Source organism: Alteromonas macleodii, from assembly GCF_903772925.1.
GTDB classification, from domain to species: domain Bacteria; phylum Pseudomonadota; class Gammaproteobacteria; order Enterobacterales; family Alteromonadaceae; genus Alteromonas; species Alteromonas macleodii_A.
Window position 1 is genome coordinate 1,139,816 of record NZ_LR812090.1, and the last position, 22,603, is coordinate 1,162,418.

The 22,603-nt window shown below is 45.7% G+C and carries 22 protein-coding genes and 1 pseudogene (1 of these 23 only partly in view); all 23 read left to right on the forward strand.

The genetic code is table 11. The annotated features are described in order from the left end of the window. A pseudogene (gene fliL, locus PCAR9_RS04935) lies at positions 1-326 on the forward strand (flagellar basal body-associated protein FliL) (it extends 207 nt beyond the left edge of the window). Between the two features lie 27 nt (positions 327-353). After that, positions 354-1,412 carry a flagellar motor switch protein FliM gene (gene fliM / locus PCAR9_RS04940; RefSeq protein ID WP_179982662.1) on the forward strand — a complete coding sequence of 353 codons (1,059 nt, stop codon included), beginning with the start codon at positions 354-356 and terminating at the stop codon, positions 1,410-1,412. 17 nt (positions 1,413-1,429) lie between these two features. Continuing rightward, positions 1,430-1,837, forward strand: coding sequence for a flagellar motor switch protein FliN (gene fliN / locus PCAR9_RS04945; RefSeq protein WP_014948639.1), 408 nt, complete (start codon positions 1,430-1,432; stop codon positions 1,835-1,837). A gap of 28 nt (positions 1,838-1,865) precedes the next feature. Then, the gene (gene fliO / locus PCAR9_RS04950) at positions 1,866-2,315 is read left to right on the forward strand and encodes a flagellar biosynthetic protein FliO (protein WP_179982663.1); all 450 of its coding nucleotides are present in this window, start codon (positions 1,866-1,868) and stop codon (positions 2,313-2,315) included. Next, positions 2,308-3,063: a flagellar type III secretion system pore protein FliP gene (gene fliP / locus PCAR9_RS04955; RefSeq protein WP_179982664.1), complete on the forward strand. Its 756-nt coding sequence runs from the start codon at positions 2,308-2,310 to the stop codon at positions 3,061-3,063. Before fliO ends, fliP begins: the two co-directional genes overlap by 8 nt. An 8-nt stretch (positions 3,064-3,071) precedes the next feature. Continuing rightward, complete coding sequence (fliQ, locus tag PCAR9_RS04960; RefSeq protein WP_012517675.1) at positions 3,072-3,341, forward strand: flagellar biosynthesis protein FliQ; 270 nt, start codon at positions 3,072-3,074, stop codon at positions 3,339-3,341. A 12-nt stretch (positions 3,342-3,353) separates the two neighbouring features. Next, positions 3,354-4,133: a flagellar biosynthetic protein FliR gene (gene fliR / locus PCAR9_RS04965; RefSeq protein ID WP_179982665.1), complete on the forward strand. Its 780-nt coding sequence runs from the start codon at positions 3,354-3,356 to the stop codon at positions 4,131-4,133. Positions 4,134-4,139: 6 nt separating this feature from the next. Continuing rightward, complete coding sequence (gene flhB, locus PCAR9_RS04970; RefSeq protein WP_179982666.1) at positions 4,140-5,264, forward strand: flagellar biosynthesis protein FlhB; 1,125 nt, start codon at positions 4,140-4,142, stop codon at positions 5,262-5,264. A gap of 166 nt (positions 5,265-5,430) precedes the next feature. After that, positions 5,431-7,530: a flagellar biosynthesis protein FlhA gene (flhA, locus tag PCAR9_RS04975; protein ID WP_179982667.1), complete on the forward strand. Its 2,100-nt coding sequence runs from the start codon at positions 5,431-5,433 to the stop codon at positions 7,528-7,530. 29 nt (positions 7,531-7,559) lie between these two features. Further along, positions 7,560-8,969: a flagellar biosynthesis GTPase FlhF gene (gene flhF / locus PCAR9_RS04980; protein WP_179982668.1), complete on the forward strand. Its 1,410-nt coding sequence runs from the start codon at positions 7,560-7,562 to the stop codon at positions 8,967-8,969. 5 nt (positions 8,970-8,974) lie between these two features. Further along, positions 8,975-9,841, forward strand: a complete 867-nt coding sequence (locus PCAR9_RS04985; RefSeq protein ID WP_118489983.1) for a MinD/ParA family protein — start codon at positions 8,975-8,977, stop codon at positions 9,839-9,841. Further along, positions 9,838-10,569, forward strand: a complete 732-nt coding sequence (locus tag PCAR9_RS04990; RefSeq protein ID WP_118489982.1) for an RNA polymerase sigma factor FliA — start codon at positions 9,838-9,840, stop codon at positions 10,567-10,569. The genes PCAR9_RS04985 and PCAR9_RS04990 overlap by 4 nt, the downstream gene beginning before the upstream one ends. A 36-nt stretch (positions 10,570-10,605) precedes the next feature. Continuing rightward, on the forward strand, positions 10,606-10,989 hold the full coding sequence (gene cheY, locus PCAR9_RS04995) for a chemotaxis response regulator CheY (protein ID WP_025254383.1): 384 nt from the start codon (positions 10,606-10,608) through the stop codon (positions 10,987-10,989). A 34-nt stretch (positions 10,990-11,023) separates the two neighbouring features. Further along, the gene (locus PCAR9_RS05000) at positions 11,024-11,779 is read left to right on the forward strand and encodes a protein phosphatase CheZ (protein WP_179982669.1); all 756 of its coding nucleotides are present in this window, start codon (positions 11,024-11,026) and stop codon (positions 11,777-11,779) included. Positions 11,780-11,791: 12 nt separating this feature from the next. Next, on the forward strand, positions 11,792-14,065 hold the full coding sequence (locus tag PCAR9_RS05005; RefSeq protein WP_179982670.1) for a chemotaxis protein CheA: 2,274 nt from the start codon (positions 11,792-11,794) through the stop codon (positions 14,063-14,065). A gap of 28 nt (positions 14,066-14,093) precedes the next feature. Next, positions 14,094-15,224 carry a protein-glutamate methylesterase/protein-glutamine glutaminase gene (locus PCAR9_RS05010; protein ID WP_179982671.1) on the forward strand — a complete coding sequence of 377 codons (1,131 nt, stop codon included), beginning with the start codon at positions 14,094-14,096 and terminating at the stop codon, positions 15,222-15,224. A 28-nt stretch (positions 15,225-15,252) separates the two neighbouring features. Next, complete coding sequence (locus PCAR9_RS05015; protein ID WP_179982672.1) at positions 15,253-16,017, forward strand: ParA family protein; 765 nt, start codon at positions 15,253-15,255, stop codon at positions 16,015-16,017. Positions 16,018-16,024: 7 nt separating this feature from the next. Beyond that, entirely contained in the window at positions 16,025-16,828 is an 804-nt protein-coding gene (locus PCAR9_RS05020) for a chemotaxis protein CheW (protein WP_179982673.1), read from the forward strand. A gap of 17 nt (positions 16,829-16,845) precedes the next feature. Beyond that, positions 16,846-17,337, forward strand: a complete 492-nt coding sequence (locus tag PCAR9_RS05025; RefSeq protein ID WP_136780770.1) for a chemotaxis protein CheW — start codon at positions 16,846-16,848, stop codon at positions 17,335-17,337. 59 nt (positions 17,338-17,396) lie between these two features. Further along, positions 17,397-17,831 (forward strand): DUF2802 domain-containing protein, encoded by a 435-nt coding sequence (locus tag PCAR9_RS05030; RefSeq protein WP_179982674.1) that lies wholly within the window; start codon positions 17,397-17,399, stop codon positions 17,829-17,831. 121 nt (positions 17,832-17,952) lie between these two features. Continuing rightward, complete coding sequence (metA, locus tag PCAR9_RS05035; protein ID WP_179982675.1) at positions 17,953-18,891, forward strand: homoserine O-acetyltransferase MetA; 939 nt, start codon at positions 17,953-17,955, stop codon at positions 18,889-18,891. A gap of 3 nt (positions 18,892-18,894) precedes the next feature. Next, on the forward strand, positions 18,895-19,962 hold the full coding sequence (locus tag PCAR9_RS05040) for a homocysteine S-methyltransferase family protein (RefSeq protein WP_179982676.1): 1,068 nt from the start codon (positions 18,895-18,897) through the stop codon (positions 19,960-19,962). 9 nt (positions 19,963-19,971) lie between these two features. Beyond that, positions 19,972-22,596, forward strand: coding sequence for a methionine synthase (metH, locus tag PCAR9_RS05045; RefSeq protein WP_179982677.1), 2,625 nt, complete (start codon positions 19,972-19,974; stop codon positions 22,594-22,596). Positions 22,597-22,603 lie beyond the last annotated feature (7 nt).

Genomic DNA, 22,603 nt, shown 5'->3' on the forward strand with positions numbered 1-22,603 from the left:
AAATAGGTACGGCGCTTTACGTTGCTATGCCAAGACCCTTCGTCTTCAATGTGCCCGGATCAGGACGAGACAGACTCGTCCAAATTAAAGTACAGCTATTAGTGCGTGGTTCTGATAATGAAGAATTAGCAAAAACGCATATACCGCTTATTGAAGGTACGCTTTTGCAAGCTTTTAGTACGTCAAATGCAGACGATCTTGTCACAGAGGCAGGTAAAATTGAGCTTCGTGAGCAAGCGGTAACTGAAGTACAAAAAGCATTGAAAGACATTACGGGCAGCGATGTTGTAGAGCGCGTATTGTTTACAGGTTTTGTCATGCAGTAAAGCATCGACTAAGTAAGGTAGAAGACGGTGAGTGATTTATTATCTCAAGATGAAATCGATGCCCTGTTACACGGGGTAGATGATGTAGAAGAGGAAGAGGTCGGCAGTAGCGACTCTGACGCTTCTACGCTCGAGTACGACTTCTCCTCGCAAGATAGAATTGTGCGTGGGCGTATGCCTACGCTCGAAATTGTGAATGAACGTTTTGCCCGTCACATGCGTGTAAGTTTGTTTAACATGATGCGACGTTCAGCTGAAGTATCGATTAACGGTATTCAGATGATTAAGTTTGGCGAATATATTCATACGTTGTTCGTTCCAACGAGTCTGAACATGGTGCGTTTCCGTCCGCTTAAAGGTACTGGGCTAATTACTATGGAAGCTCGCTTGGTGTTTATTCTGGTAGATAACTTCTTTGGCGGTGACGGCCGGTACCATGCCAAAATCGAAGGCCGTGAATTCACGCCCACGGAACGCCGTATTATCCAGATGCTGCTTAAAATAATCTTTGAAGATTATAAAGAAGCCTGGGCACCGGTCATGGATGTGTCGTTTGAATATCTAGACTCAGAAGTAAACCCTGCAATGGCGAACATTGTGAGTCCAACCGAGGTTGTAGTTATCAGCTCGTTTCATATCGAGCTAGATGGTGGCGGTGGCGACTTCCACGTGTCATTGCCATACTCAATGTTAGAGCCTATTCGCGAACTCCTAGATGCAGGTGTTCAAAGCGATAAAGAAGATACAGATTTACGTTGGAGTAAGGCACTTCGCGATGAAATTATGGATGTGAAAGTAGCATTAACTACGCATATGCTAGACGTTGATGTACCGCTTCGCGATGTGATGGAGTTTAAGCCTGGCGATATCATCCCTGTGGAGATGCCAGAAACCATCACAGTATTGATTGAAGATTTACCCACGTTCAGGGCTAAATTAGGTCGCAGTCGCGACAATTTGGCACTGAAAATTGTAGAGAAGATTGCAAGACCGACTTCAGTGAAGTCTGAGCTACAGTTATTAACCCGCGGTGGGCGCATTATTGATAATGACGCAGAACTGCAAGTACTCGAAGAAGACCTGTAAGGTAGAGGGGAGTTCCCATGAGTGAAGACGGTATGGACGATTGGGCAGCGGCGATGGCCGAACAAGCCGAATCTGAAGCGGAACAAGAGGCTGGCGATAACGAAGACGTACAAGTTGCTGAACTTGACGAATTAACTGACGACGCGCCTATCACGCAAGAAGAAAAGAAAAAGCTAGATACTATTCTAGATATTCCAGTGACTATTTCGATGGAAGTCGGCCGTAGTCAAATAAGTATCCGAAATCTGCTACAGTTGAACCAGGGTTCTGTGGTGGAGCTGGATCGTGTTGCCGGTGAGCCACTAGATGTATTAGTTAATGGCACGTTGATTGCTCATGGTGAAGTAGTAGTGGTCAACGACAAATTCGGTATTCGATTAACGGATGTTATTAGTCAAATTGAGAGAATCAAGAAGCTCAGATAAAACTTCTTATAAACTAAGGGGTTGCGCAATGCTGCCCCTTTTATTTAGCCAGATAGCCGTCGCGCAATCGACCCAGTCAATCACCAATCCCACGTCGATACTGTCAATTTTCCTTTCCCTGCTGGTAGTCGTCGGCGTTATTTTTGCCTTAGCGTACGTAATGCGTCGGTTTAATGTCACTGCTATGGGCGGAAACCAAATGAAAGTGGCCGCCAGCATGGTTGTTGGCACAAAAGAAAAAATAATGGTAATTCAGGTGGGCGATGAGCAGCATCTTATTGGTGTTACTAGCCACAATATTTCACATCTAAGCAAGTTAGACAAAAACCTTGATGTGCCTGTGAAAGGATTAAACAAAGCCACAGGCGAGCAACAAAATGGAGCTGAGGTGTTTAAACAAAAGCTTGTTGCTGCGATGGCGGGGAAGCTTAACCCCAGCTTAGAAAAAGAAAAAAAGGAAGAGTCGAAAAATGCGTAAGTTTGCCTGGCTACTTTTAACCCTACCGTTATTGCTGCTCGTGGAGCCTGCTTATGCTCAGCAGGGGATTTCTGCAGTGACGGTTACGACCAACCAAGACGGTTCGCAAGATTACACTATGACGCTTCAAGCGCTGTTTATTATGACAGCGTTAAGCCTTATCCCTGCGTTTATCATGATGATGACATCGTTTACGCGTATCATCGTGGTACTGTCTATTCTGCGACAGGCAATTGGCCTTCAACAATCACCTTCGAACCAGATACTAATTGGCGTAAGTTTGTTTTTATCTATGTTCATTATGGCGCCGGTATTTGAAGAGGTGAACGAGCGCGCCTTGCAGCCCTATCTTAACGAGCAACTCACCAGTTTAGACGCTCTTGAGCAAGCCAAAGGGCCCATGCGCGCGTTTATGCTTTCTCAAACACGGGTAAAAGACCTAGAAACGTTTGTACGGATAGCCGGAGATGAAGGAAAATATGCAGATACCAATGAAGTACCGCTAACCATCCTTATCCCCGCATTTGTAACCAGTGAACTTAAAACCGCGTTTCAAATCGGTTTTATGCTATTTATTCCCTTTCTTATTATTGACTTGGTGGTAGCGTCTATATTGATGGCCATGGGTATGATGATGCTCTCGCCTATGATTGTATCTTTGCCGTTTAAGCTCATGCTTTTTGTATTGGTCGATGGCTGGAACCTTATTTTCGGAACGTTGGCGACCAGTTTTGGTATGGGCGTCTAGGAGGGCTTATGTCACCAGAAGTCTTTGTAGAAATACTGCGAGAAGCCATGTTCATGGTTATTGTCTTGGTGTCCGCGGTGATTGTTCCAAGCCTCATCGTGGGCTTAGTAGTGGCTGTATTCCAGGCTGCTACCAGTATCAACGAACAAACCATGAGTTTCTTACCTCGCTTGCTTGTCACGCTTCTCGCACTGAGCTGGGGAGGAAACTGGCTGGTACAACAGCTTATGGATTTTACTTTCAGAATGGTTGATATGATCCCGCAGGTTGTGGGGTAGAAGGCTGACGCTGTGGAAGTAGAACTCGCCACCATCAATCAATTTCTTGCGGACATGCTGCTGCCATTTATGCGCATTAGCGGCTTGTTCGTGGCCATGATTGGCTTAAGTGCTAAATCAATTCCCCCGCAGGTAAGAGCCCTGCTGGGTATAATGCTAACGCTCATCATCATGCCAGTAGTCCCTCCATCACCTATAGAAAACTTGGTGGATGTGGGCACATTTTTAATTGTTATACAGCAGTTGCTTATTGGTATTGCTATTGGCTTTATTTCCATGATGGTACTTAATACCTTCGTGCTTGCAGGCCAAATCATAGCCATGCAAACAGGTTTGGGGTTCGCGTCTATTGTTGACCCCGTAAACGGTATAAACGTACCTGCGGTTGGTCAGTTTTATCTAATATTGGCGACCTTATTGTTTTGGACGTTGGATGGGCATTTGTCCATGATCCAAATGATAGTAATGAGCTTCGAGGCGTTTCCCATAGGCGAAGCATGGTGGACAGGTGAACAGTTCCGAGATATTGCCCATTGGGGCGGTTGGATGTTTATATCCGCAGTAACCTTATCTCTAGCGCCCATTGTGTCACTACTTATAGTGAATTTAGCGTTTGGTGTAATGACCAAGGCTGCACCCCAGCTAAACATTTTTAGTATTGGCTTTTCCATTGCTCAGGTAATGGGATTACTGATTATTTGGATAACACTTGATAACTTTACTGCACACTTCGAAACCCAATGGTTTAGAGCCGAACAGTTTATGTGTGAACTATTGAATATTTGTTCGTAGGAAAACATGGCAGATTCAAGCGAAAAAACAGAAGACCCCACGGGGAAAAAACTCGAAGATGCCCGAAAAAAAGGGCAGCTGGCCCGTTCCCGTGAACTATCTACAACTTTAGTGCTTATTGTCAGCGCCTTTATGTTTTTATTTGTGGGTGAATGGGTTGCTGAATCTGTTTTCAAGCTTACCCAGCGAATGTTTATTCTCTCTCGCGACGAAACTTATGATACTACCCACATGTTCGGCGCTTGGGGCGAAGCTTTCTCAGCGGTAGGTCCAGCCGTGTTGCTTTATATGGTGGTTGCCATGATAGCCGGCATCTATGGCTCTATTGCACTTGGTGGTTTTAATTTTACCTGGGAAGGTGCAAAGCCTAAGGGCTCCAAAATGAGTCCAATTCAGGGCTTCAAGCGAATGTTCGGTATGAACGGCTTGGTTGAGCTATTAAAATCTATCGCTAAAGTTGTGGTTATCATCAGTATGGCCATAGGGGCGCTGTTGTTCTTCGAAGATGAAGCGCTGCATTTAGATATGGAGCTCTATCCGGGCAACCTGTTTCACGCTATGGACATACTTAAATGGGCATTTCTCATTCTAGTATGTGGCATGATCCCCATCGCGCTCATCGATGTGCCTTATCAAATGTATAAGCACAACAAAGAAATGAAAATGACCAAGCAAGAGGTTAAAGACGAGCGCAAAAATGCAGAGGGCGACCCTATGGTTAAAGGCCGTATTCGCCGTTTGCAGTATCAAGCAGCTACCAAGCGCATGATGCAGGAAGTACCTCAGGCAGACGTGGTAGTAACCAACCCGACTCACTTTTCAGTAGCGATTAAGTATGATGAACAGGGCGTAAGAGCACCTGTTGTGGTGGCAAAAGGGGCTGATGAATTGGCCATGCATATCAGAAAAATTGCTACCGCCAATGACGTACCCTTAATACCTTCTCCTGTACTTGCTCGTGCCATCTTTTATTCGACAGAAGTCGACGATGAAATTCCGAACGCCTTATTTATGGCGGTAGCGCAGGTGCTAGCACACGTCTATCAGCTTAAAGCACATAGGGCAGGAAAGGGTAAGCGTCCTAAACCACTTAAACGAGATTTGCCTATTCCTCCAGAATACCGTCGCTAAGTGACTATTTTACTGCGGTTTTTTTTGGCTTTTTTATACTTATCGCATACTTTTGGGGTCTATTGGTATATGTAAATGCCGCTTTGTATAAAGCTGGCACGTTAGTTGAAAACTCTATTGAAGATTTACATAAAGCGTCAATTTTCTGATAGAGAGACACCAAGCCATGCAGTTATCCGGTTATCTTCAGCGATTCGATAAAAATCAGCTGCAAAATTTTACCAGTGGTTTAGGCGCGCCTATTGTCCTTTTGGCAATCATGGGAATGGTAATACTACCCATGCCGCCGTTTTTACTCGACGTATTGTTTAGCTTTAATATTGCGCTCTCTCTCGTCATCATTTTGGTGGCGGTACTCACTCAACGGCCTGTGGATTTTGGTATTTTCCCACTTGTGCTACTAATTGCGACAGTTCTGCGTCTGGCACTAAACGTTGCATCTACGCGGGTTGTATTACTTTACGGTCACGAAGGGGGAGATGCAGCAGGGAAGGTGATTGAAGCCTTCGGTGCGGTTGTTATCGGCGGTAACTATGCTGTGGGTATTGTTGTCTTCGCTATCCTTCTTATTATTAACTTCAAGGTAGTAACCGCAGGTGCGGGACGTATTTCAGAAGTAAGTGCTCGCTTTACCTTGGATGCTATGCCAGGTAAGCAAATGGCAATTGACGCTGATCTGAACGCAGGCTATATCGATCAAGACCAAGCGCGTCAGCGTCGCGAAGAAATAACCGCAGAGGCTGACTTTTACGGGTCGATGGACGGTGCATCAAAGTTTGTAAAAGGTGATGCGGTTGCCGGTCTTTTTATCATGCTCATCAATATCGTTGGCGGGTTATTTATAGGCATGATTCAGCACGATCTCTCATTTGGAAATGCCATAGAGATCTACACCATCTTGACCATTGGTGATGGTTTGGTGGCGCAGATACCTTCATTACTACTTTCGGTAGCTACGGCGATTATCGTTACTCGTGAAAACGAAACCCAGGAAATGGGAAAAGAAATCCGTGGCCAGCTAGGCAATAATCAAGCGCTTTATATTGCATCAGGCGTGCTTTTCGTCATGGGTATCATCCCGGGTATGCCTCATATCGCATTCTTGGGTTTTTCATTTTTGATTGCAGGGTTTGCGTATTGGCAGACAGTTCAAGCTAAGAAGAAAGCTGCAGAACCTCAATTACCAGAGAACATTGCAAAAGACGAAACTGTTGCACCTGAAGTTAAAGAGCTGGGATGGGACGACGTTCAGCAGGTGGATACCATTGGTTTAGAAGTGGGCTATCGCTTAATTCCTCTTGTTGATAAATCTCAAGGTGGCGAGTTGTTGACACGAATTAAAGGCGTGCGTAAAAAACTTTCCCAAGAACTCGGCTTCCTTATTCCACCTGTTCATATACGCGACAACTTAGACTTAGAGCCTAACACTTACACCATCGCTATGCTCGGCGTCACTATTGGCGATTCCGTTATAAGTCACGACGAAGAACTTGCCATTAACCCCGGACAAGTGTTCGGAAAATTAGAGGGGCGCGCTACTAAAGACCCTGCTTTCGGGTTAGATGCGGTGTGGATTAAGCCTAATAAGCGCGAGCACGCGCAAACTCTTGGATACACGGTTGTTGATGCCGCCACTGTTGTTGCGACTCATCTTAGTCAGTTACTTTCCAATAACGCCTATCAGTTACTTGGGCATGAAGAAGCGCAGCAGCTTTTAGATATGCTCGCCAAACAGCACCCTAAATTAGTTGAAGGTTTAGTACCCGATATTCTGCCGCTTAGTACAGTTGTGAAAGTGCTGCAAACCTTGCTATTTGAAGGTGTGCCTATTCGCGATATGCGCACCATTGTTCAGACTCTTAGTGAATACGGTACACGAAGCCAAGACCCAGATGTACTGGTGTCTGCAGTGCGTATAGCACTCAAGCGTTTAATCGTTCAAGAAATTACCCAAGGGGCGAAAGAGATACCTGTCATAACCTTGGCGCCAGAGTTGGAACAGATGTTGCACCAGTCCCTTCAAGCAGGTGGCGAAGACGGTGCTGGTATCGAACCAGGTCTGGCAGACAAGCTGCAAAAATCATTGCAGCAAGCCAGTCAGCAGCAAGAGTTAGAAGGGGAACCTGCAGTACTCCTTACCTCAGGCATGCTACGACCCGTTCTGTCTCGCTTCTTAAAGTATTCTGTTGTTGGGCTGCATGTTCTTTCATACCAAGAAGTGCCTGACGACAAACAAATAAAAATAGTCAGTTCGGTCGGTCAATAATCTGACACTGGGTGATTGGAGAGGTTGCAATGAAAATTAGACGTTTCTTCGGCAAAGATATGCGTGAGGCGCTAAGCCAAGTTAAAGCTGAGTTGGGCAGTGATGCTGTGATCATGTCAAATCGCAAAGTCGCTGACGGCATCGAGCTTGTAGCAGCCTACGACAAAGAGCCTGAAGCTAAGCTTTTCACGCCTAAGGCAGCACCACAAGCCGCGGCAAAAACACCTGGCCAAAAGGCTGTGCCTAGCTTAAGTGAAATTATTGGCGATGACGGTCCTGACAGCTTAAAAGCGTTGCTGGAAAAGCAGCATGGTGGAAACCCAGTTGCAAGCAGTTCTGCACAACCAAAACAGCCAATGTCAGCGAACGCTAAGCACGCCAACGAAATTGCCTCTCACTTAGATTTTTCAGAAGCGTTTATCGACGACCTTGGAACACAATCGCCAGCTCAAGATGTTGTCGAGCAAGAGACTTTTCCTGAGCACCAGGCGTCAAGTATGGGTGAAACACCTGTATCCCAGTCAGCTGAACTAGCTCAAATCAAAGAAGAGTTAGCTTCACTTCGCGACGTATTGCAGTATCAAGTTGCTGACTTAATGGAAGCGAAGAACAAGCGTCAAAAACCTGTTCATCAATATCTGGTCACGCGATTAACCGATATGGGGCTGAGTAGTGCACTAGCAACACAACTGATTAGCTATACACCGGCTCATTACAACGAACGTGACGCGTGGGTATATCTTCTTAACCTATTGGCTAATCGCATAAATGTTACCGGAAACGATATACTTAGCTCACAAGGTGCTGTTGCATTAGTTGGGCCTACTGGTACAGGTAAAACAACCACAGTTGCAAAGTTGGCCGCCCGCTACGCGCAGAAATATGGTGCAGAATCGGTGGCTATGATTACTATTGATACGTATAGAATTGCAGCCTATGAGCAACTAGCGACATACGGAAAAATTATTGGCTGTACTGTGCGAAAAGCGCAAACTAGTGAAGAACTTGCAGATTTATTGTTCCAACTTCGTCATAAGCGACTAGTATTGATTGATACAGCAGGTTTTAGTCAGCGTGATAGTCGATTAATTAAGCAAATTAAGCAGTTCGACAATGGCCAAATGCCAAAAGTTAAAAAATATTTGGTAGCGCAAGCCAATACGCAATATCCGGCTTTGCAGAGAATCATTCAAGCCTATGACGATATTGAACTAAGTGGCTGTATTTTCACAAAGTTAGATGAGTGCTACTCTTTAGGAGAGGTACTTAGTGCAGCGGTTGAATATCAACTACCGGTTAGTTATGTCACCGATGGTCAAAAAGTGCCTGAAGACATTAAGATTGCAGAAGCGAAATCTTTGGTTTCCGCTGCTGCAAAGCTTTATAAAAAGTACGGTTTGAATCATACTAGTGGTAACAACGCAATTAAAACAGCATAAGCAGTATGATTGACGATCAAGCGAGTAGCTTAAGAAAAATGAAGCAATCACGGTTAATCAAAGTAATCGCCGTCACTGGTGGTAAAGGTGGCGTAGGTAAAACAAACATTACACTTAACACTGCTATCGCCATGGCGAAGCAGGGTAAGCGGGTAATGGTTCTTGACGCGGACCTTGGTCTTGCAAACGTAGATGTGATGTTAGGCCTGCGAGTTGAGAAAAACTTATCTCACGTACTCTCTGGCGAGTGCACGTTGGACGAGGTTTTAGTAACCGGCCCACACGGTATTAAGATTGCTCCCGCCACATCTGGTACGCAGTCAATGGCGGAACTCTCACCCACACAGCACGCTGGCTTAATAAGAGCGTTTAGCGAGCTGCGTTCTCAAATAGACGTATTAATAGTCGACACCGCTGCTGGCATTTCAGATATGGTATTAAGCTTTTCTAAAGCCTCCCAAGATATCATGGTGGTGGTTTGCGATGAGCCAACATCACTAACTGATGCGTATGCGCTGATAAAAATCCTTAACCGTGAGCACGGTGTTTTTCGCTTTAAAGTTGTGGCCAATATGGTTCGCGATGTGCGAGAAGGTCAGGAATTATTTAGCAAATTAAGTAAAGTGACAGGGCGTTTTCTTGATGTTGCACTAGAATTAGTGGCGACGGTGCCATTTGACGAAAATATTCGCAAAGCAGTGCGTAAGCAAACAGCTATTGTAGATGCTTTTCCGGGCTCTCCTGCAGCCGTAGCGATAACTAAGCTAGCAAACAGGGCGCTTACTTGGCCTATTCCGGCGCAGCCTGGAGGTCACTTAGAATTTTTCATTGAACAATTAGTTGCAGAAAAAGCCGTAGGAAGTCAACGTTGAACAGCAAGGCAGCCGCTTATCAACAGCAAACAGATAAATCGCAGTTAGTCGAAAGACATGCGCCTCTGGTTAAGCGTATTGCGCACCATTTGATGGCGCGCCTGCCTGCGAGTGTTCTTGTTGATGACCTTATCCAATCAGGAATGATTGGTTTGTTAGAGGCCGCTCGAAACTTTGATGGGTCAAAAGGCGCAAGCTTCGAAACCTTCGCAGGTATCCGCATTCGCGGTGCCATGCTGGATGAAATACGCAAAGGTGATTGGACGCCACGTTCTGTTCACCGAAATGGTCGCGCAATAACAGAAGCGATATCTCAGGTAGAAAGTGAAACTGGGCGCGACGCACGAGATTCCGATATTGCTGACAAGCTTAATGTGAGCTTGCAGGATTATCACCAGATGCTCAATGAAGTAAATGCCGGGAAGCTGGTGGGCATTGAAGATTTAGGTGTGTCGGAAGATGTAATCACTACCGAGCAAAGTCGAGGCAGTGATGCACCGTTAGAAGATTTAATGCAGGGCGCATTTCAAAAAGCGCTGGCCCATGCAATAACGACATTACCCGAGCGAGAAGCGATTGTTCTTTCACTTTACTATGATGAAGAACTAAACTTAAGAGAAATAGGCGAGGTTCTCGACGTAAGTGAGTCGAGAGTCAGTCAAATTCATAGTCAAGCCATGTTAAAACTCAAATCACGAATGAAGTCGTGGCAAGCTGACGAAGAATAGAAATTAAAAACAATTAACCCCTCAGTGGAGGCTATTTTGGACAAAAGCATGAAAATTCTCGTGGTCGATGACTTTTCAACCATGAGACGAATCATCAAAAACCTGCTTAAAGATTTGGGTTTTGCCAATATCCAGGAAGCGGATGACGGAAGCACCGCATTACCTATGTTACAACAAGGCGATTTCGACTTTGTTGTTACTGATTGGAACATGCCTGGTATGCAGGGTATAGATCTGCTCCGAGCAATTAGAGCCGATGACAAACTTAAGCATCTGCCAGTACTTATGGTGACCGCCGAAGCGAAGAAGGAACAGATCGTTGCCGCCGCCCAAGCGGGTGTGAATGGTTACGTTGTTAAACCTTTTACCGCGGCAACGCTTAAAGAAAAATTAGATAAAATATTCGAACGTTTAGGTTGATCCAGACGCTCACCAGATAAATGAGGTTTACTGGATGTCAACGAATGTAAACGTTCCAATATCGTTAGAAGAAGCAAAGCAGCTTGTCACTTTTCTTGAAGAAGGTGACAAGACTTCAGCTAATGCACTACTTGAAGCCGTCTCAATGAAAGAAAACGTTGAGCTATTCGCTGAAGTAGGCAAGTTGACGCGTCAACTCCACGACGCATTAAACAACTTTCAAATAGACGACCGCATCAAAAATTTAGCTACAGACGATATCCCTGATGCTCAGTCCCGCCTTACCTACGTAATTGAAGAAACCGAGAAAGCTGCTAATACTACTATGGATGCCGTAGAGGCGAGTATGCCCATCGCTGAACTGCTCGCAGAGCGAATCGAAAAGGTTATGCCAGAGTGGAAAAAGCTGATGAACCGCCAAATCGAGTTGGGTGAGTTTAAGGTTTTATGTGCAGACTTAGACGAATTGTTGGAAGACGGTTCGAATCAGTCGGCTAAACTTACACAGTTACTTACTGAAGTTTTGATGGCACAAGGTTATCAAGACTTGACTGGACAGGTTATTCGTCGCGTTATCGACTTGGTTAAAGAAGTCGAAGATAGCCTTGTAAACATGCTTACTATGTTTGGCGAACGGGACGGTGCAGAACAAACTAAACCTTCCAGCGTTAAGGCCGATAAGGTTGATGGTGTAGAGGCAGAAGGCCCAATTATTGATGCTGACAAACGAGATGACGTCGTTTCAGGTCAAGATGATGTAGATGATCTTCTGTCTAGCTTAGGTTTTTAGGGGAGCGGGTGCATGTCGTTTGATGTTGACGAGGAAATATTACAGGACTTTCTAGTGGAAGCTGGAGAGATACTTGAACAATTACAAGAACAGCTCGTTGATCTTGAGAACAATCCTGAAGACGCGGACTTGCTTAACGCAATTTTTCGCGGCTATCACACAGTAAAAGGGGGAGCGGGCTTCCTTTCTCTTACTGAGTTAGTTGAAATTTGTCACGGTGCTGAAAACGTCTTTGACGTTATGCGCAATGGCCAACGAACGCTAACGCCTGAGTTAATGGATATCATTTTGCAAGCCACTGATGTGGTAGTTGAAATGTTTGAACGAGTAAAAGCACAAGAGCCGCTAGAGCCGGCAGATGCACACCTCGTCGACCTGTTACACAAACTCAGTCGCCCAGAATCTCCAGATGAAAACATTTTCGACAATGCAAGTGCGCCTGCCGCCGAGCCAGAAGTTGTCGCGGCTGAGCCCGAGGTCGTTGCAGAAGAGCCGGAACTAGTTATAGATGAACCAGTGCCAGCAGCGTCAGATACCAGTGAAAGTAGCGGTGGTATAGAAGAAATTACCGAAGATGAGTTTGAGGCTCTTCTTGATGAGCTTCATGGAGGTGGTGCTCCAGGACAAGCTGCATCAACCAATACAAAACCCGCCAAAACGGAGCCTGCGCAAACGTCAGCACCAGCGGCGAGCACTGACAGTGATGACATTACTGATGAAGAGTTCGAAGCACTGTTAGATGATCTGCACGGAAAAGGTCAGTTTGGTGGAGACGAAAAAAGTGCTGCAGAACCAGCATCAGCAGCTGCTCCGGCAAGTAGTGCCGGTGATGAAGAAATTACCGACGATGAATTTGAAGCTCTGCTTGATCAGCTTCACGGCTCAGGTCAAGGGCCAACTAAACAAAGCTCTGCTCCAGCAGCACCTGAACCTCCTGTAGACAAAGCGGCTACCGAGGCTGTTCAAAAAGCAAAGCAAGCGGCGAGTGCCCCGGCTGCGCCTAAGGCGAAGCCCGCACCTAGTGCAGCAAGCCCAGCTAAAACGAGTAAAGCAGCTGCACCTAAAGCGCCTTCCAAGAAAGATGATAAAAAAGGGGCTCCTGCTCCACCACCTGCTGAGACAACGGTACGTGTAGACACAAAGCGTTTAGACCAAATTATGAATATGGTCGGTGAACTCGTACTCGTTAGAAACCGACTGATAAGTTTGGGGATCAACAGCAACGACGAGAGCATGTCAAAGGCCATTGCTAACCTAGATGTAGTGACGGGAGACTTGCAAGGTGCGGTAATGAAAACCCGCATGCAGCCTATCAAGAAAGTGTTTGGCCGTTTTCCTCGCGTTGTACGTGACCTAGCTAGAAGCTTAAAGAAAGAAATTACCTTAGAGCTTGTAGGTGAAGAGACAGACTTAGATAAAAACTTGGTTGAAGCATTGGCCGACCCGCTAGTGCATTTGGTGAGAAACTCTGTCGACCACGGGATAGAAATGCCGGATGATCGTGCTGCGGCAGGTAAGCCTCGCATGGGTACAGTTCAGCTATCAGCATCTCAAGAAGGCGACCATATTCTTCTTACTATCGAAGACGACGGTAAAGGTATGGACGCCGAGAAGCTAAAAGAGATCGCAATTAGCCGTGGCGTATTGGATGTAGATGCAGCAGCACGCATGTCTGATGTTGAAGCGTTCAACCTTATCTTTGCACCTGGCTTTTCTACTAAAACCGAAATCAGCGATATTTCAGGTCGTGGTGTGGGCATGGACGTGGTTAAAACCAAAATTAACCAGCTCAACGGTACCATCAATATTGACTCGCAGTTAGGAAAAGGTACACGATTAGATATCAAGGTGCCGTTAACGCTCGCGATTCTACCTACGTTAATGATTGTTGTAGGAAAACAGACCTTTGCGTTACCATTAGGTGCGGTGAACGAAATAATAAATATGGACATCAAGAAGACCAATACGGTGGATGGCCAATTAACAATGATAGTTCGTTCAAAAGCAATCCCTCTGTTTTTCCTTGGCGAATGGTTAATCCGAGGCCCTAAAAATATAAATAAAGAAAAGGGGCATGTTGTTGTAGTGCAAATTGGTACACAGCAAGTCGGGTTTGTCGTAGACGCGCTAATAGGCCAGGAAGAAGTGGTTATCAAACCGCTGGATGCATTGTTGCAAGGAACGCCTGGTATGGCGGGAGCTACAATTACCTCAGACGGTGGTATTGCATTAATTTTAGATATTCCGAGCCTGCTAAAACGGTACGCGCGTAAACCCATTAAGTAAGGCGATGAATTAACAGGAATGATAATCCATGGTCTTTAAAGTCCTAGTCGTGGACGACTCGACCTTTTATCGCCGTCGAGTAAGAGAAATACTCGATGGTGATAGAGAACTTGAAGTTGTTGGGGAAGCGAGAAACGGGCGTGATGCACTGGATAAAACAGAAGCACTAAAACCCGATGTAATAACCATGGACGTTGAAATGCCTGTTATGGACGGTATTTCGGCGGTAAAGGCTATTATGGATAAACGCCCTACGCCTATTTTGATGTTTTCTTCATTGACGCATCATGGCGCTCAGGCAACGCTTGATGCGTTAGAGGCAGGCGCGCTAGATTTTTTACCCAAAAAATTCGAAGACATTGCCCAAGATAGAAAAGATGCTTCGCGACTGCTTTGTACTAAAGTTAGGTTGATAGCGCGAAGAGGATTGGGCTTGAAGCGCCCATCTCTTCGCACAGCGGAGACCAGAAAACTTCCTGATAATGCGCCCAAACAGGCTTTTTTCAAAACATCGGGTTTACTTTCAGGCCATAAAGGCGCCGACAAGCAGCCTACCGTTTCCTCAGTCAGGGCAACGGGTAAGCAGTACAGATGTTTAGCTATTGGGGCGTCCACAGGTGGACCTGTTGCACTTCAAAAAGTGCTTTCTCCACTACCTGCAGATTTTCCTCATCCTATTTTACTTGTGCAGCATATGCCTGGAACTTTCACTACTGCATTTGCACAGCGTTTAGATAGTAACTGTAAAATTAAAGTGAAAGAAGCAGAGCATGGCGATGTTTTAGCACCTGGGCACGCTTATCTTGCCCCGGGGGGAAAGCAAATGTTGCTCGAATCTATCGGTAGCAATAAGCGAATTTCCATCGTTGATGCAAGCCAGTCTGATAAGGTGAATTATAAGCCAAGCGTAGATCTAACCTTTAGCTCGTTGGCTAAAGTTTATGGTGGCGACGTGCTGGGAATCATCTTAACGGGTATGGGGGCAGACGGTCGAGAGGGCTGTCGAATACTCAAGGATAAGGGCGCGACTATTTGGGCGCAAGACCAAGACTCCTGTGTGGTTTACGGTATGCCTCAAGCTGTCGCTGTGGCTAATATATCGAGTAAAAATATTAATATCGATGATATAAGCAGTTGCGTTCAAACCGAAATGCGATAGCAGTTTGAACAGTAATGGAACAGTGATTATGAAAGTGTGGACTGTGGCAAATCAAAAAGGCGGGGTAGGTAAAACTACCACAACCGTAAGCCTTGGCGGCTTGCTAGCTCAAAAGGGCAAGCGAGTGCTCATGATAGATACCGATCCCCACGCATCGCTTAGTTACTATTTTGGTATTGATGCAGAAGCGACAAGCCATTCTGTTTACGACATTTTTATTAAGTCTAACGAGATTACTGCCGATAATGTTATGGACTGTCTCAGTCCTACAAAACTCGACAATTTATATGTGTTACCCGCAACCATGGCATTGGCGACGTTAGACCGAACCATGGGAAGCGAGCAGGGGATGGGCTTAGTGCTAAAAAAAGCACTAGCTAAAATATCCAGTGAGTTCGACTTTGCTATCATCGACTGCCCGCCTGTATTGGGCGTGTTAATGGTTAATGCCTTAGCGGCATGCGATAAGGTTATTGTTCCGACTCAGACAGAATATTTGGCGCTTAAAGGCTTAGATAGAATGATACGCACTATGGAAATAATGGGGCGTTCATTAGATAAGTCTTTTGATACTCTGATCATCCCTACTTTATTCGATAAGCGAACAAACGCCGCACTAGCGTCGAGAAAACGCTTAATGAGTGATTACGGTGAACGTGTATGGGAAGGTGTCATCCCGGTGGATACTCATTTTAGGGATGCTAGTTTGGTGCAGCTTCCTATCTCTGCTGCGTATCCAAAGACAAGAGGTGTAAATGCCTACGATAAACTGTTAGCCGTATTGGAGAAATAACAAGACCATGAGCAAGCAATCGCCATTTGCCCGTGAAGAAGTGATGGAGGCATACCTAGACAGTCTTCTGAAAGAGCCTGAAACTCCTGAAGATGTCACTGCGCGCACGGCAAAATTGCTTGAGCAGGCCTCTCAGCAAATGGCTGAGTCAGCCCTTGTATCAACGGCTAGCGATAGCGAAGCGCACGTCAACAAAGAAGAAGCGTTAGCTGAAGAGGTCTCTTCGTTAATTGAAAGTCAAAATTTAAAGACGATTGATAGCGAAAAGCAGCATTCATCCGTTGAGGTACCTGTACAGGCAGAAGAAAGTGAGGTAAGTGTTCCTGAGAGTTTAAAAACTCCACTAAAGGATACTCTCGGTTTCCGCTTTCAGGCGCTATTCTTTGAGGTTGCAGGGCTAACGCTTGCGGTTCCCTTAACTTCGCTAGGGGGGATCCACCAAATTGAAAAAATTGGCCCTTTATTTGGAAAACCTGACTGGTTTATGGGTGTAATGTTGCACAGAGAGTCTAAACTAAGTGTTGTTGACTCTGCAAAATGGGTAATGCCAGAAAAATACGACGAAAATCTCGCACAATCGCTCAACTACCGATATCTTATAATGTTAGGAGAGAGTGCGTGGGGACTAGCAAGCGAAAAGCTTGTAAACACGGTCAATTTGACTACCGATGACGTAAAATGGCGCGAGTCCACAGGTAAACGTCCCTGGTTAGCAGGGATGGTTAAAGAAAAAATGTGTGCGTTAATTGACGTTGAAGAATTAATATCTATGCTTAACAAAGGCTTAGGCAGTAACGACCAGACGCCATAGTATTGGGAGCCAGGTTCATGAGCGATGAAAGAATGAATAATAACGCTAGCGACAGTAACGATGAAGTCCTTCAATGGGTGACGTATCGCTTAGGTGAAGAAACGTACGGTATTAACGTAATGCAAGTACAAGAAGTATTGCGTTATACCGAAATAGCCCCTGTACCCGGTGCGCCTGATTATGTGCTTGGTATTATTAACTTGCGTGGTAACGTGGTAACCGTCATCGATACCCGTGCGCGTTTTGGGCTACCACCAACGGAAATCACAGACAACACTCGTATAGTGATCATAGAGTCTGACGAACAGGTTGTCGGTATCTTAGTGGATAGTGTCGCCGAAGTGGTGTACTTAAAATCTTCAGAAATCGACAGCGCCCCTAACGTTGGTACTGAAGAAAGTGCTAAATTTATCCAAGGCGTTAGCAATCGTGATGGCGAATTGCTTATTCTTGTCGATTTGAATAAATTGCTCAGCGACGAAGAGTGGGATGAGCTTAGCAATATCTAAACAATGAATAGGCGGCATGTATTGTCTATGTCGCCACCATTTCCCCAAGGGTTATGTCCATGGAATGGCAGCTTGCTGCACCTACCTTAATTGAACTTATCTTGTGCGGTTTTATCATAGTGCTTGCTGTTACTGTAAGTATTCTGTATTCGCACATTAAGCAGTTACGTACAGCTTTAAGCGATAGCGAGCAAAATAGTGCATCGGCCATTGCGCGAATTGAGGCGCTCGCTAACAACGCAAATAATCAACAAACCGAGGCGCAAGCACGCACTCTGGTTATCACTCGCCACCTTCAAGAACTAGACGAAAAGCAAACTGATATAGAAAATCAGCTTCGCGAACTCAAAATGCAGGACCCTTCACTACGTTTATATCAGCGTGCTGCAGACTTAGTTAAGCAAGGCGCCAGCGTTGAAGAAATCATCGAGGCCTGTGACATTCCTCGCGCTGAAGCTGAGATGTTAATGATGGTGCATAAGCAAAATAGCTAGTTGTTTGTATCGATAGGCTCGTCTTAAAAAAGAAACGTTTAGACGTCTAGACGTAAAGATGTTGACATATCGCCAGTTATAGACACAATACAGGTATTGTAATTTATCACTGGAGTCCTCTATGCCAATTCGTATTCCTGAGCAATTACCCGCGCAGAATGTACTACTAGGTGAAAATATTTTTACCATGGACATGGACAGGGCTGCCAATCAGGATATTCGTCCTCTCGAAGTCGGCATTCTTAATTTGATGCCGAACAAGATAGAAACGGAAGTGCAGTTGCTTCGCCTATTGTCAAATACGCCGCTGCAAATAAACGTAGACTTGATTCGAATTGATAATCAAGCACCAAAAAATACTCCCCAATCACACATGGATGCCTTCTACCACGACTTTTCAGCAGTCGCGAACAAAAAATACGATGGCCTTATTGTTACTGGCGCACCCCTAGCGCTTATCGACTATGAAGAAGTGAAGTATTGGGAAACCATGACCAAAATATTGGAATGGGCACAGCGGCACGTTAACTCTACTTTATACCTGTGCTGGGCTGCTCACGCTGCTATGTATCACTTTTATGGTATTACTCGAAAGATTAGAGACGAAAAGTTTTCAGGAGTTTTTCAACATAAAGTGAACGACCCGAACAATGAGCTTTTAAGAGGCTTCGACCCAACTTTTCATGCCCCTCACTCTCGTTACGGGCATATCGATACTTCTCTGTATAACAGTGTCGAAGGCCTTAGCGTTGTGGCAGAATCTGAGGACGTGGGTGCCTATATCGTAGCGTCAGAAGACAAGCGAATGGTGTTTGTAACAGGCCATCCAGAATATGACCCTGATACGCTTAAAGACGAGTACTTACGGGATATTGCCGCGGGTCAAACCCCAGCAATGCCAAAAAATTATTTTGAAGGGGATGATCCAGCCAAGTCTCCTATTGTACAGTGGCGCTCGCACGGCAGCCTATTGTTTACAAACTGGCTGAATTATTATGTCTATCAGACCACGCCTTACGATTTAAGTCAGCTTGCTGAAAAGTCACAGCCAAAGAGGTAGCACGTGAGCCAAAGAGAAATTTCTAGCGCGCAGGCAACGCTTACAGAAGCCGCTAAAAAACGCATTCTTATACTAGACGGTGCAATGGGCACCATGATCCAGCGCCACAAGTTGGAAGAAGAAGATTACCGCGGGACACAGTTTGCAGACTGGCATTGCGACGTAAAGGGTAATAACGACCTATTAGTGCTTACCCAGCCAGACATTATTTATCAGATTCACTGTGATTATTTTGAAGCTGGCGCGGATATTATAGAAACCAATACCTTTAACGCGACGACTATCGCTATGGCCGACTATGATATGCAGGCTCAATCACGGGATATCAATGTGGCTGCGGCTAAGTTAGCGCGCAAAGCTGCCGATGAATTCACCGCAAAAACTCCTGAGAAACCCCGTTTCGTAGCCGGTGTGCTAGGTCCAACAAACCGCACCGCTTCTATTTCACCTGACGTGAACGACCCAGGTAAGCGCAATGTCACATTTGACGAACTAGTGGAAGCGTATAGCGAGTCTACCGAAGCCCTCATTGAAGGCGGCGTTGACCTAATTATGCTTGAAACTATTTTCGATACGTTAAATGCCAAGGCAGCAGCGTTTGCCGTAGAGTCGGTATTTGAAAAACTCGGTAAGTCTTTGCCCGTGATGGTATCAGGCACTATCACCGACGCTTCAGGGCGCACGCTTTCGGGGCAAACCGCGGAAGCATTTTATTACTCAATGCGGCATATTAGCCCGTTTTCCTTCGGCTTAAACTGCGCACTGGGCCCAGATCTATTGCGCCAATACGTAGATGAAGTAGCCAATGTGAGTGAGTGCTTCATATCCGCGCACCCTAATGCAGGCCTGCCTAACGAATTTGGTGAATACGATATGGAAGGTCCGGAGATGGCCGAGCACATCAAAGAATGGGCGCAGTCAGGGCTAGTGAATATTGTAGGCGGCTGTTGTGGCAGTACCCCAGAGCACATTCGCGATATTGCCAATGCGGTTGAACATATCGCGCCACGCAAGATTCCTGAATTTGAACCTAAAATGCGTTTGTCAGGCCTAGAGCCGTTTGTACACTAGGAGGGCATTATGAGCGCAGAATTTTCTACATTTATTAATATCGGTGAGCGTACCAATGTTACAGGCTCCGCTCGCTTTAAACGTCTTATTCTTGAAGGTGATTACGAAACCGCACTTGATGTCGCAAGACAGCAGGTAGAAAACGGTGCCCAAATCATTGATATCAATATGGACGAGGCCATGCTTGATTCAAAGCAGGCTATGATCACCTTTTTAAACCTAATTGCCTCTGAGCCAGATATTAGCCGAGTCCCCATTATGATAGATTCGTCTAAATGGGAGATTATCGAAGCCGGGCTTAAGTGTGTGCAGGGCAAAGCGATTGTTAACTCTATTAGCTTAAAAGAAGGGGAAGAACTCTTCTTAAGTCAAGCTAAGCTAATAAAGCGCTATGGTGCTGCAACCGTAGTGATGGCGTTTGACGAAACCGGCCAGGCCGATACACAAGCCCGCAAAGTTGAAATATGTCAGCGTAGCTACAAGCTTTTGACTGAAGAAGTTGGCTTTCCGCCCGAAGATATTATCTTCGACCCCAATATTTTTGCTGTAGCGACAGGTATTGAAGAGCACGATAATTATGCGGTCGATTTTATCGAAGCGACCCGCGAAATACGTAAAACCTGCCCTTACTCACATATTTCCGGTGGCCTTTCTAATATTTCTTTCTCGTTCAGGGGGAACAACCCAGTTCGAGAGGCCATGCACTCTGTGTTCCTATACCACGCAATTCGCGCTGGTATGGATATGGCTATTGTTAATGCCGGTCAGTTAGAGGTATACGACGAGATACCAGCAGAGCTTCGCGATGCAGTGGAAGACGTTATTTTAAACCGCAGAAGCGATGCCACCGAGCGTCTGCTTGATATAGCCCCTAATTATCAAGGTGATGGTAAGGCTGCCGCGAAAGAAGATTTAAGCTGGCGCGAGCAAGAAGTGAATAAGCGCTTAGAGCATGCGCTTGTTAAAGGCATCACCGATTATATTATTGAAGATACCGAAGAAGCGCGTCAGCAAGCTGAGCGTCCATTACACGTTATCGAAGGGCCATTAATGGATGGCATGAACGTAGTAGGGGATTTATTCGGTGAAGGTAAGATGTTCCTTCCACAGGTGGTAAAGTCGGCTCGCGTTATGAAAAAAGCGGTTGCCCATTTACAGCCATACATTGAAGAAGAAAAGTCAGACGACGCTAAAAGCAACGGTAAAATTCTTCTCGCTACGGTAAAAGGTGACGTTCACGATATTGGTAAAAATATCGTAGGCGTGGTACTTCAGTGCAATAACTTTGAAGTGATTGATCTTGGCGTAATGGTGCCGGCGGCGACAATCTTACAGACCGCCAAAGATGAAAACGTCGACATGATTGGTTTGTCAGGCCTTATTACACCATCACTTGATGAGATGGTTCACGTAGCTAAAGAAATGGAGCGTCAGGGCTTGGATATTCCGCTTCTTATTGGCGGGGCGACTACGTCTAAAGCGCACACTGCGGTAAAAATTGAACAAAATTATCATGCACCTGTGGCTTATGTTCCAAACGCAAGTCGAGCAGTAGGCGTGTGCCAGCGTCTTTTAAACAAAGCGTCTCGCGATATTTACGCGCAGGAACTGGCAAAAGAATACGATACGGTACGCGAACAGCACGCCCGTAAGAAGCCGCGCAGCAAGCCGGTGACGTTAGAACAGGCCAGAGAAAACGCTTTTAAGCCAGATTTTACGACTTTGCCTGTAAAGCCCGCTAGCCTAGGTGTTACACCAGTAACCGCAGATTTAGCTACGCTGCGCAACTACATTGATTGGACACCGTTCTTCTTAACCTGGTCTTTAGCAGGGAAGTACCCGCGTATACTCGAAGATGAAGTAGTGGGGGAGCAGGCACAGTCACTGTTTAACGACGCCAACGCCATGCTGGATAAAATTATCGAAGAGAACAGCCTTCAGGCGAAAGGCGTTATCGGCTTGTTTCCTGCCAACCGCGTTAATGACGATGTTGAAATTTATACCGATGAGTCGAGAAACCAAGTTCAAGGTGTTGCCCATCATTTGCGTCAGCAAACGCTAAAAGACAAATTTGCTAATTATTGCTTAGCAGACTTTGTGGCTGAAAAGTCGAGTGGCATAAATGATTATGTGGGCGCTTTTGCCGTTACCGGTGGTATAGGGGAAGACGAGCTTGCTGATAGCTATATTCAAGCAGGCGATGACTACAACGGTATTATGGTTAAAGCGGTGGCAGACAGACTTGCCGAAGCGTTTGCGGAATATCTTCACGAGCAGGTGCGTAAGCACTATTGGGGCTACGCCGCTAACGAATCACTGAGTAACGAAGAACTTATCCGCGAAAAATATCAGGGCATTAGACCGGCGCCAGGCTACGCCGCGTGTCCAGAACACACCGAAAAGCAGCTTATTTGGGATTTATTGTCAGCAGAGCAGCATACAGGTATGAAGCTTACGGAAAGTTACGCCATGTGGCCGGGTGCTTCGGTATCGGGTTGGTATTTCGCTCATCCTGATTCGAAATACTTTGCGGTTGCCAAAATTCAAGCCGACCAGGTAGAAGATTACGCTACACGTAAAGGCTGGACCTTGGAAGAAGCTGAAAAGTGGTTGGGTCCTAACCTAAGTGATTAATGCTGGT

Excerpts from the sequence above, each read along its gene's own strand:
- fliN (WP_014948639.1), top strand. The coding sequence starts at position 1,430 with ATGAGTGAAGACGGTATGGACGATTGGGCAGCGGCGATGGCCGAACAA.
- fliO (WP_179982663.1), top strand. The coding sequence starts at position 1,866 with ATGCTGCCCCTTTTATTTAGCCAGATAGCCGTCGCGCAATCGACCCAG.
- fliP (WP_179982664.1), top strand. The coding sequence starts at position 2,308 with ATGCGTAAGTTTGCCTGGCTACTTTTAACCCTACCGTTATTGCTGCTC.
- fliQ (WP_012517675.1), top strand. The coding sequence starts at position 3,072 with ATGTCACCAGAAGTCTTTGTAGAAATACTGCGAGAAGCCATGTTCATG.
- flhB (WP_179982666.1), top strand. The coding sequence starts at position 4,140 with ATGGCAGATTCAAGCGAAAAAACAGAAGACCCCACGGGGAAAAAACTC.
- flhA (WP_179982667.1), top strand. The coding sequence starts at position 5,431 with ATGCAGTTATCCGGTTATCTTCAGCGATTCGATAAAAATCAGCTGCAA.
- flhF (WP_179982668.1), top strand. The coding sequence starts at position 7,560 with ATGAAAATTAGACGTTTCTTCGGCAAAGATATGCGTGAGGCGCTAAGC.
- PCAR9_RS04985 (WP_118489983.1), top strand. The coding sequence starts at position 8,975 with ATGATTGACGATCAAGCGAGTAGCTTAAGAAAAATGAAGCAATCACGG.
- PCAR9_RS05000 (WP_179982669.1), top strand. The coding sequence starts at position 11,024 with ATGTCAACGAATGTAAACGTTCCAATATCGTTAGAAGAAGCAAAGCAG.
- PCAR9_RS05005 (WP_179982670.1), top strand. The coding sequence starts at position 11,792 with ATGTCGTTTGATGTTGACGAGGAAATATTACAGGACTTTCTAGTGGAA.
- PCAR9_RS05010 (WP_179982671.1), top strand. The coding sequence starts at position 14,094 with ATGGTCTTTAAAGTCCTAGTCGTGGACGACTCGACCTTTTATCGCCGT.
- PCAR9_RS05015 (WP_179982672.1), top strand. The coding sequence starts at position 15,253 with ATGAAAGTGTGGACTGTGGCAAATCAAAAAGGCGGGGTAGGTAAAACT.
- PCAR9_RS05020 (WP_179982673.1), top strand. The coding sequence starts at position 16,025 with ATGAGCAAGCAATCGCCATTTGCCCGTGAAGAAGTGATGGAGGCATAC.
- PCAR9_RS05025 (WP_136780770.1), top strand. The coding sequence starts at position 16,846 with ATGAGCGATGAAAGAATGAATAATAACGCTAGCGACAGTAACGATGAA.
- PCAR9_RS05030 (WP_179982674.1), top strand. The coding sequence starts at position 17,397 with ATGGAATGGCAGCTTGCTGCACCTACCTTAATTGAACTTATCTTGTGC.
- metA (WP_179982675.1), top strand. The coding sequence starts at position 17,953 with ATGCCAATTCGTATTCCTGAGCAATTACCCGCGCAGAATGTACTACTA.
- metH (WP_179982677.1), top strand. The coding sequence starts at position 19,972 with ATGAGCGCAGAATTTTCTACATTTATTAATATCGGTGAGCGTACCAAT.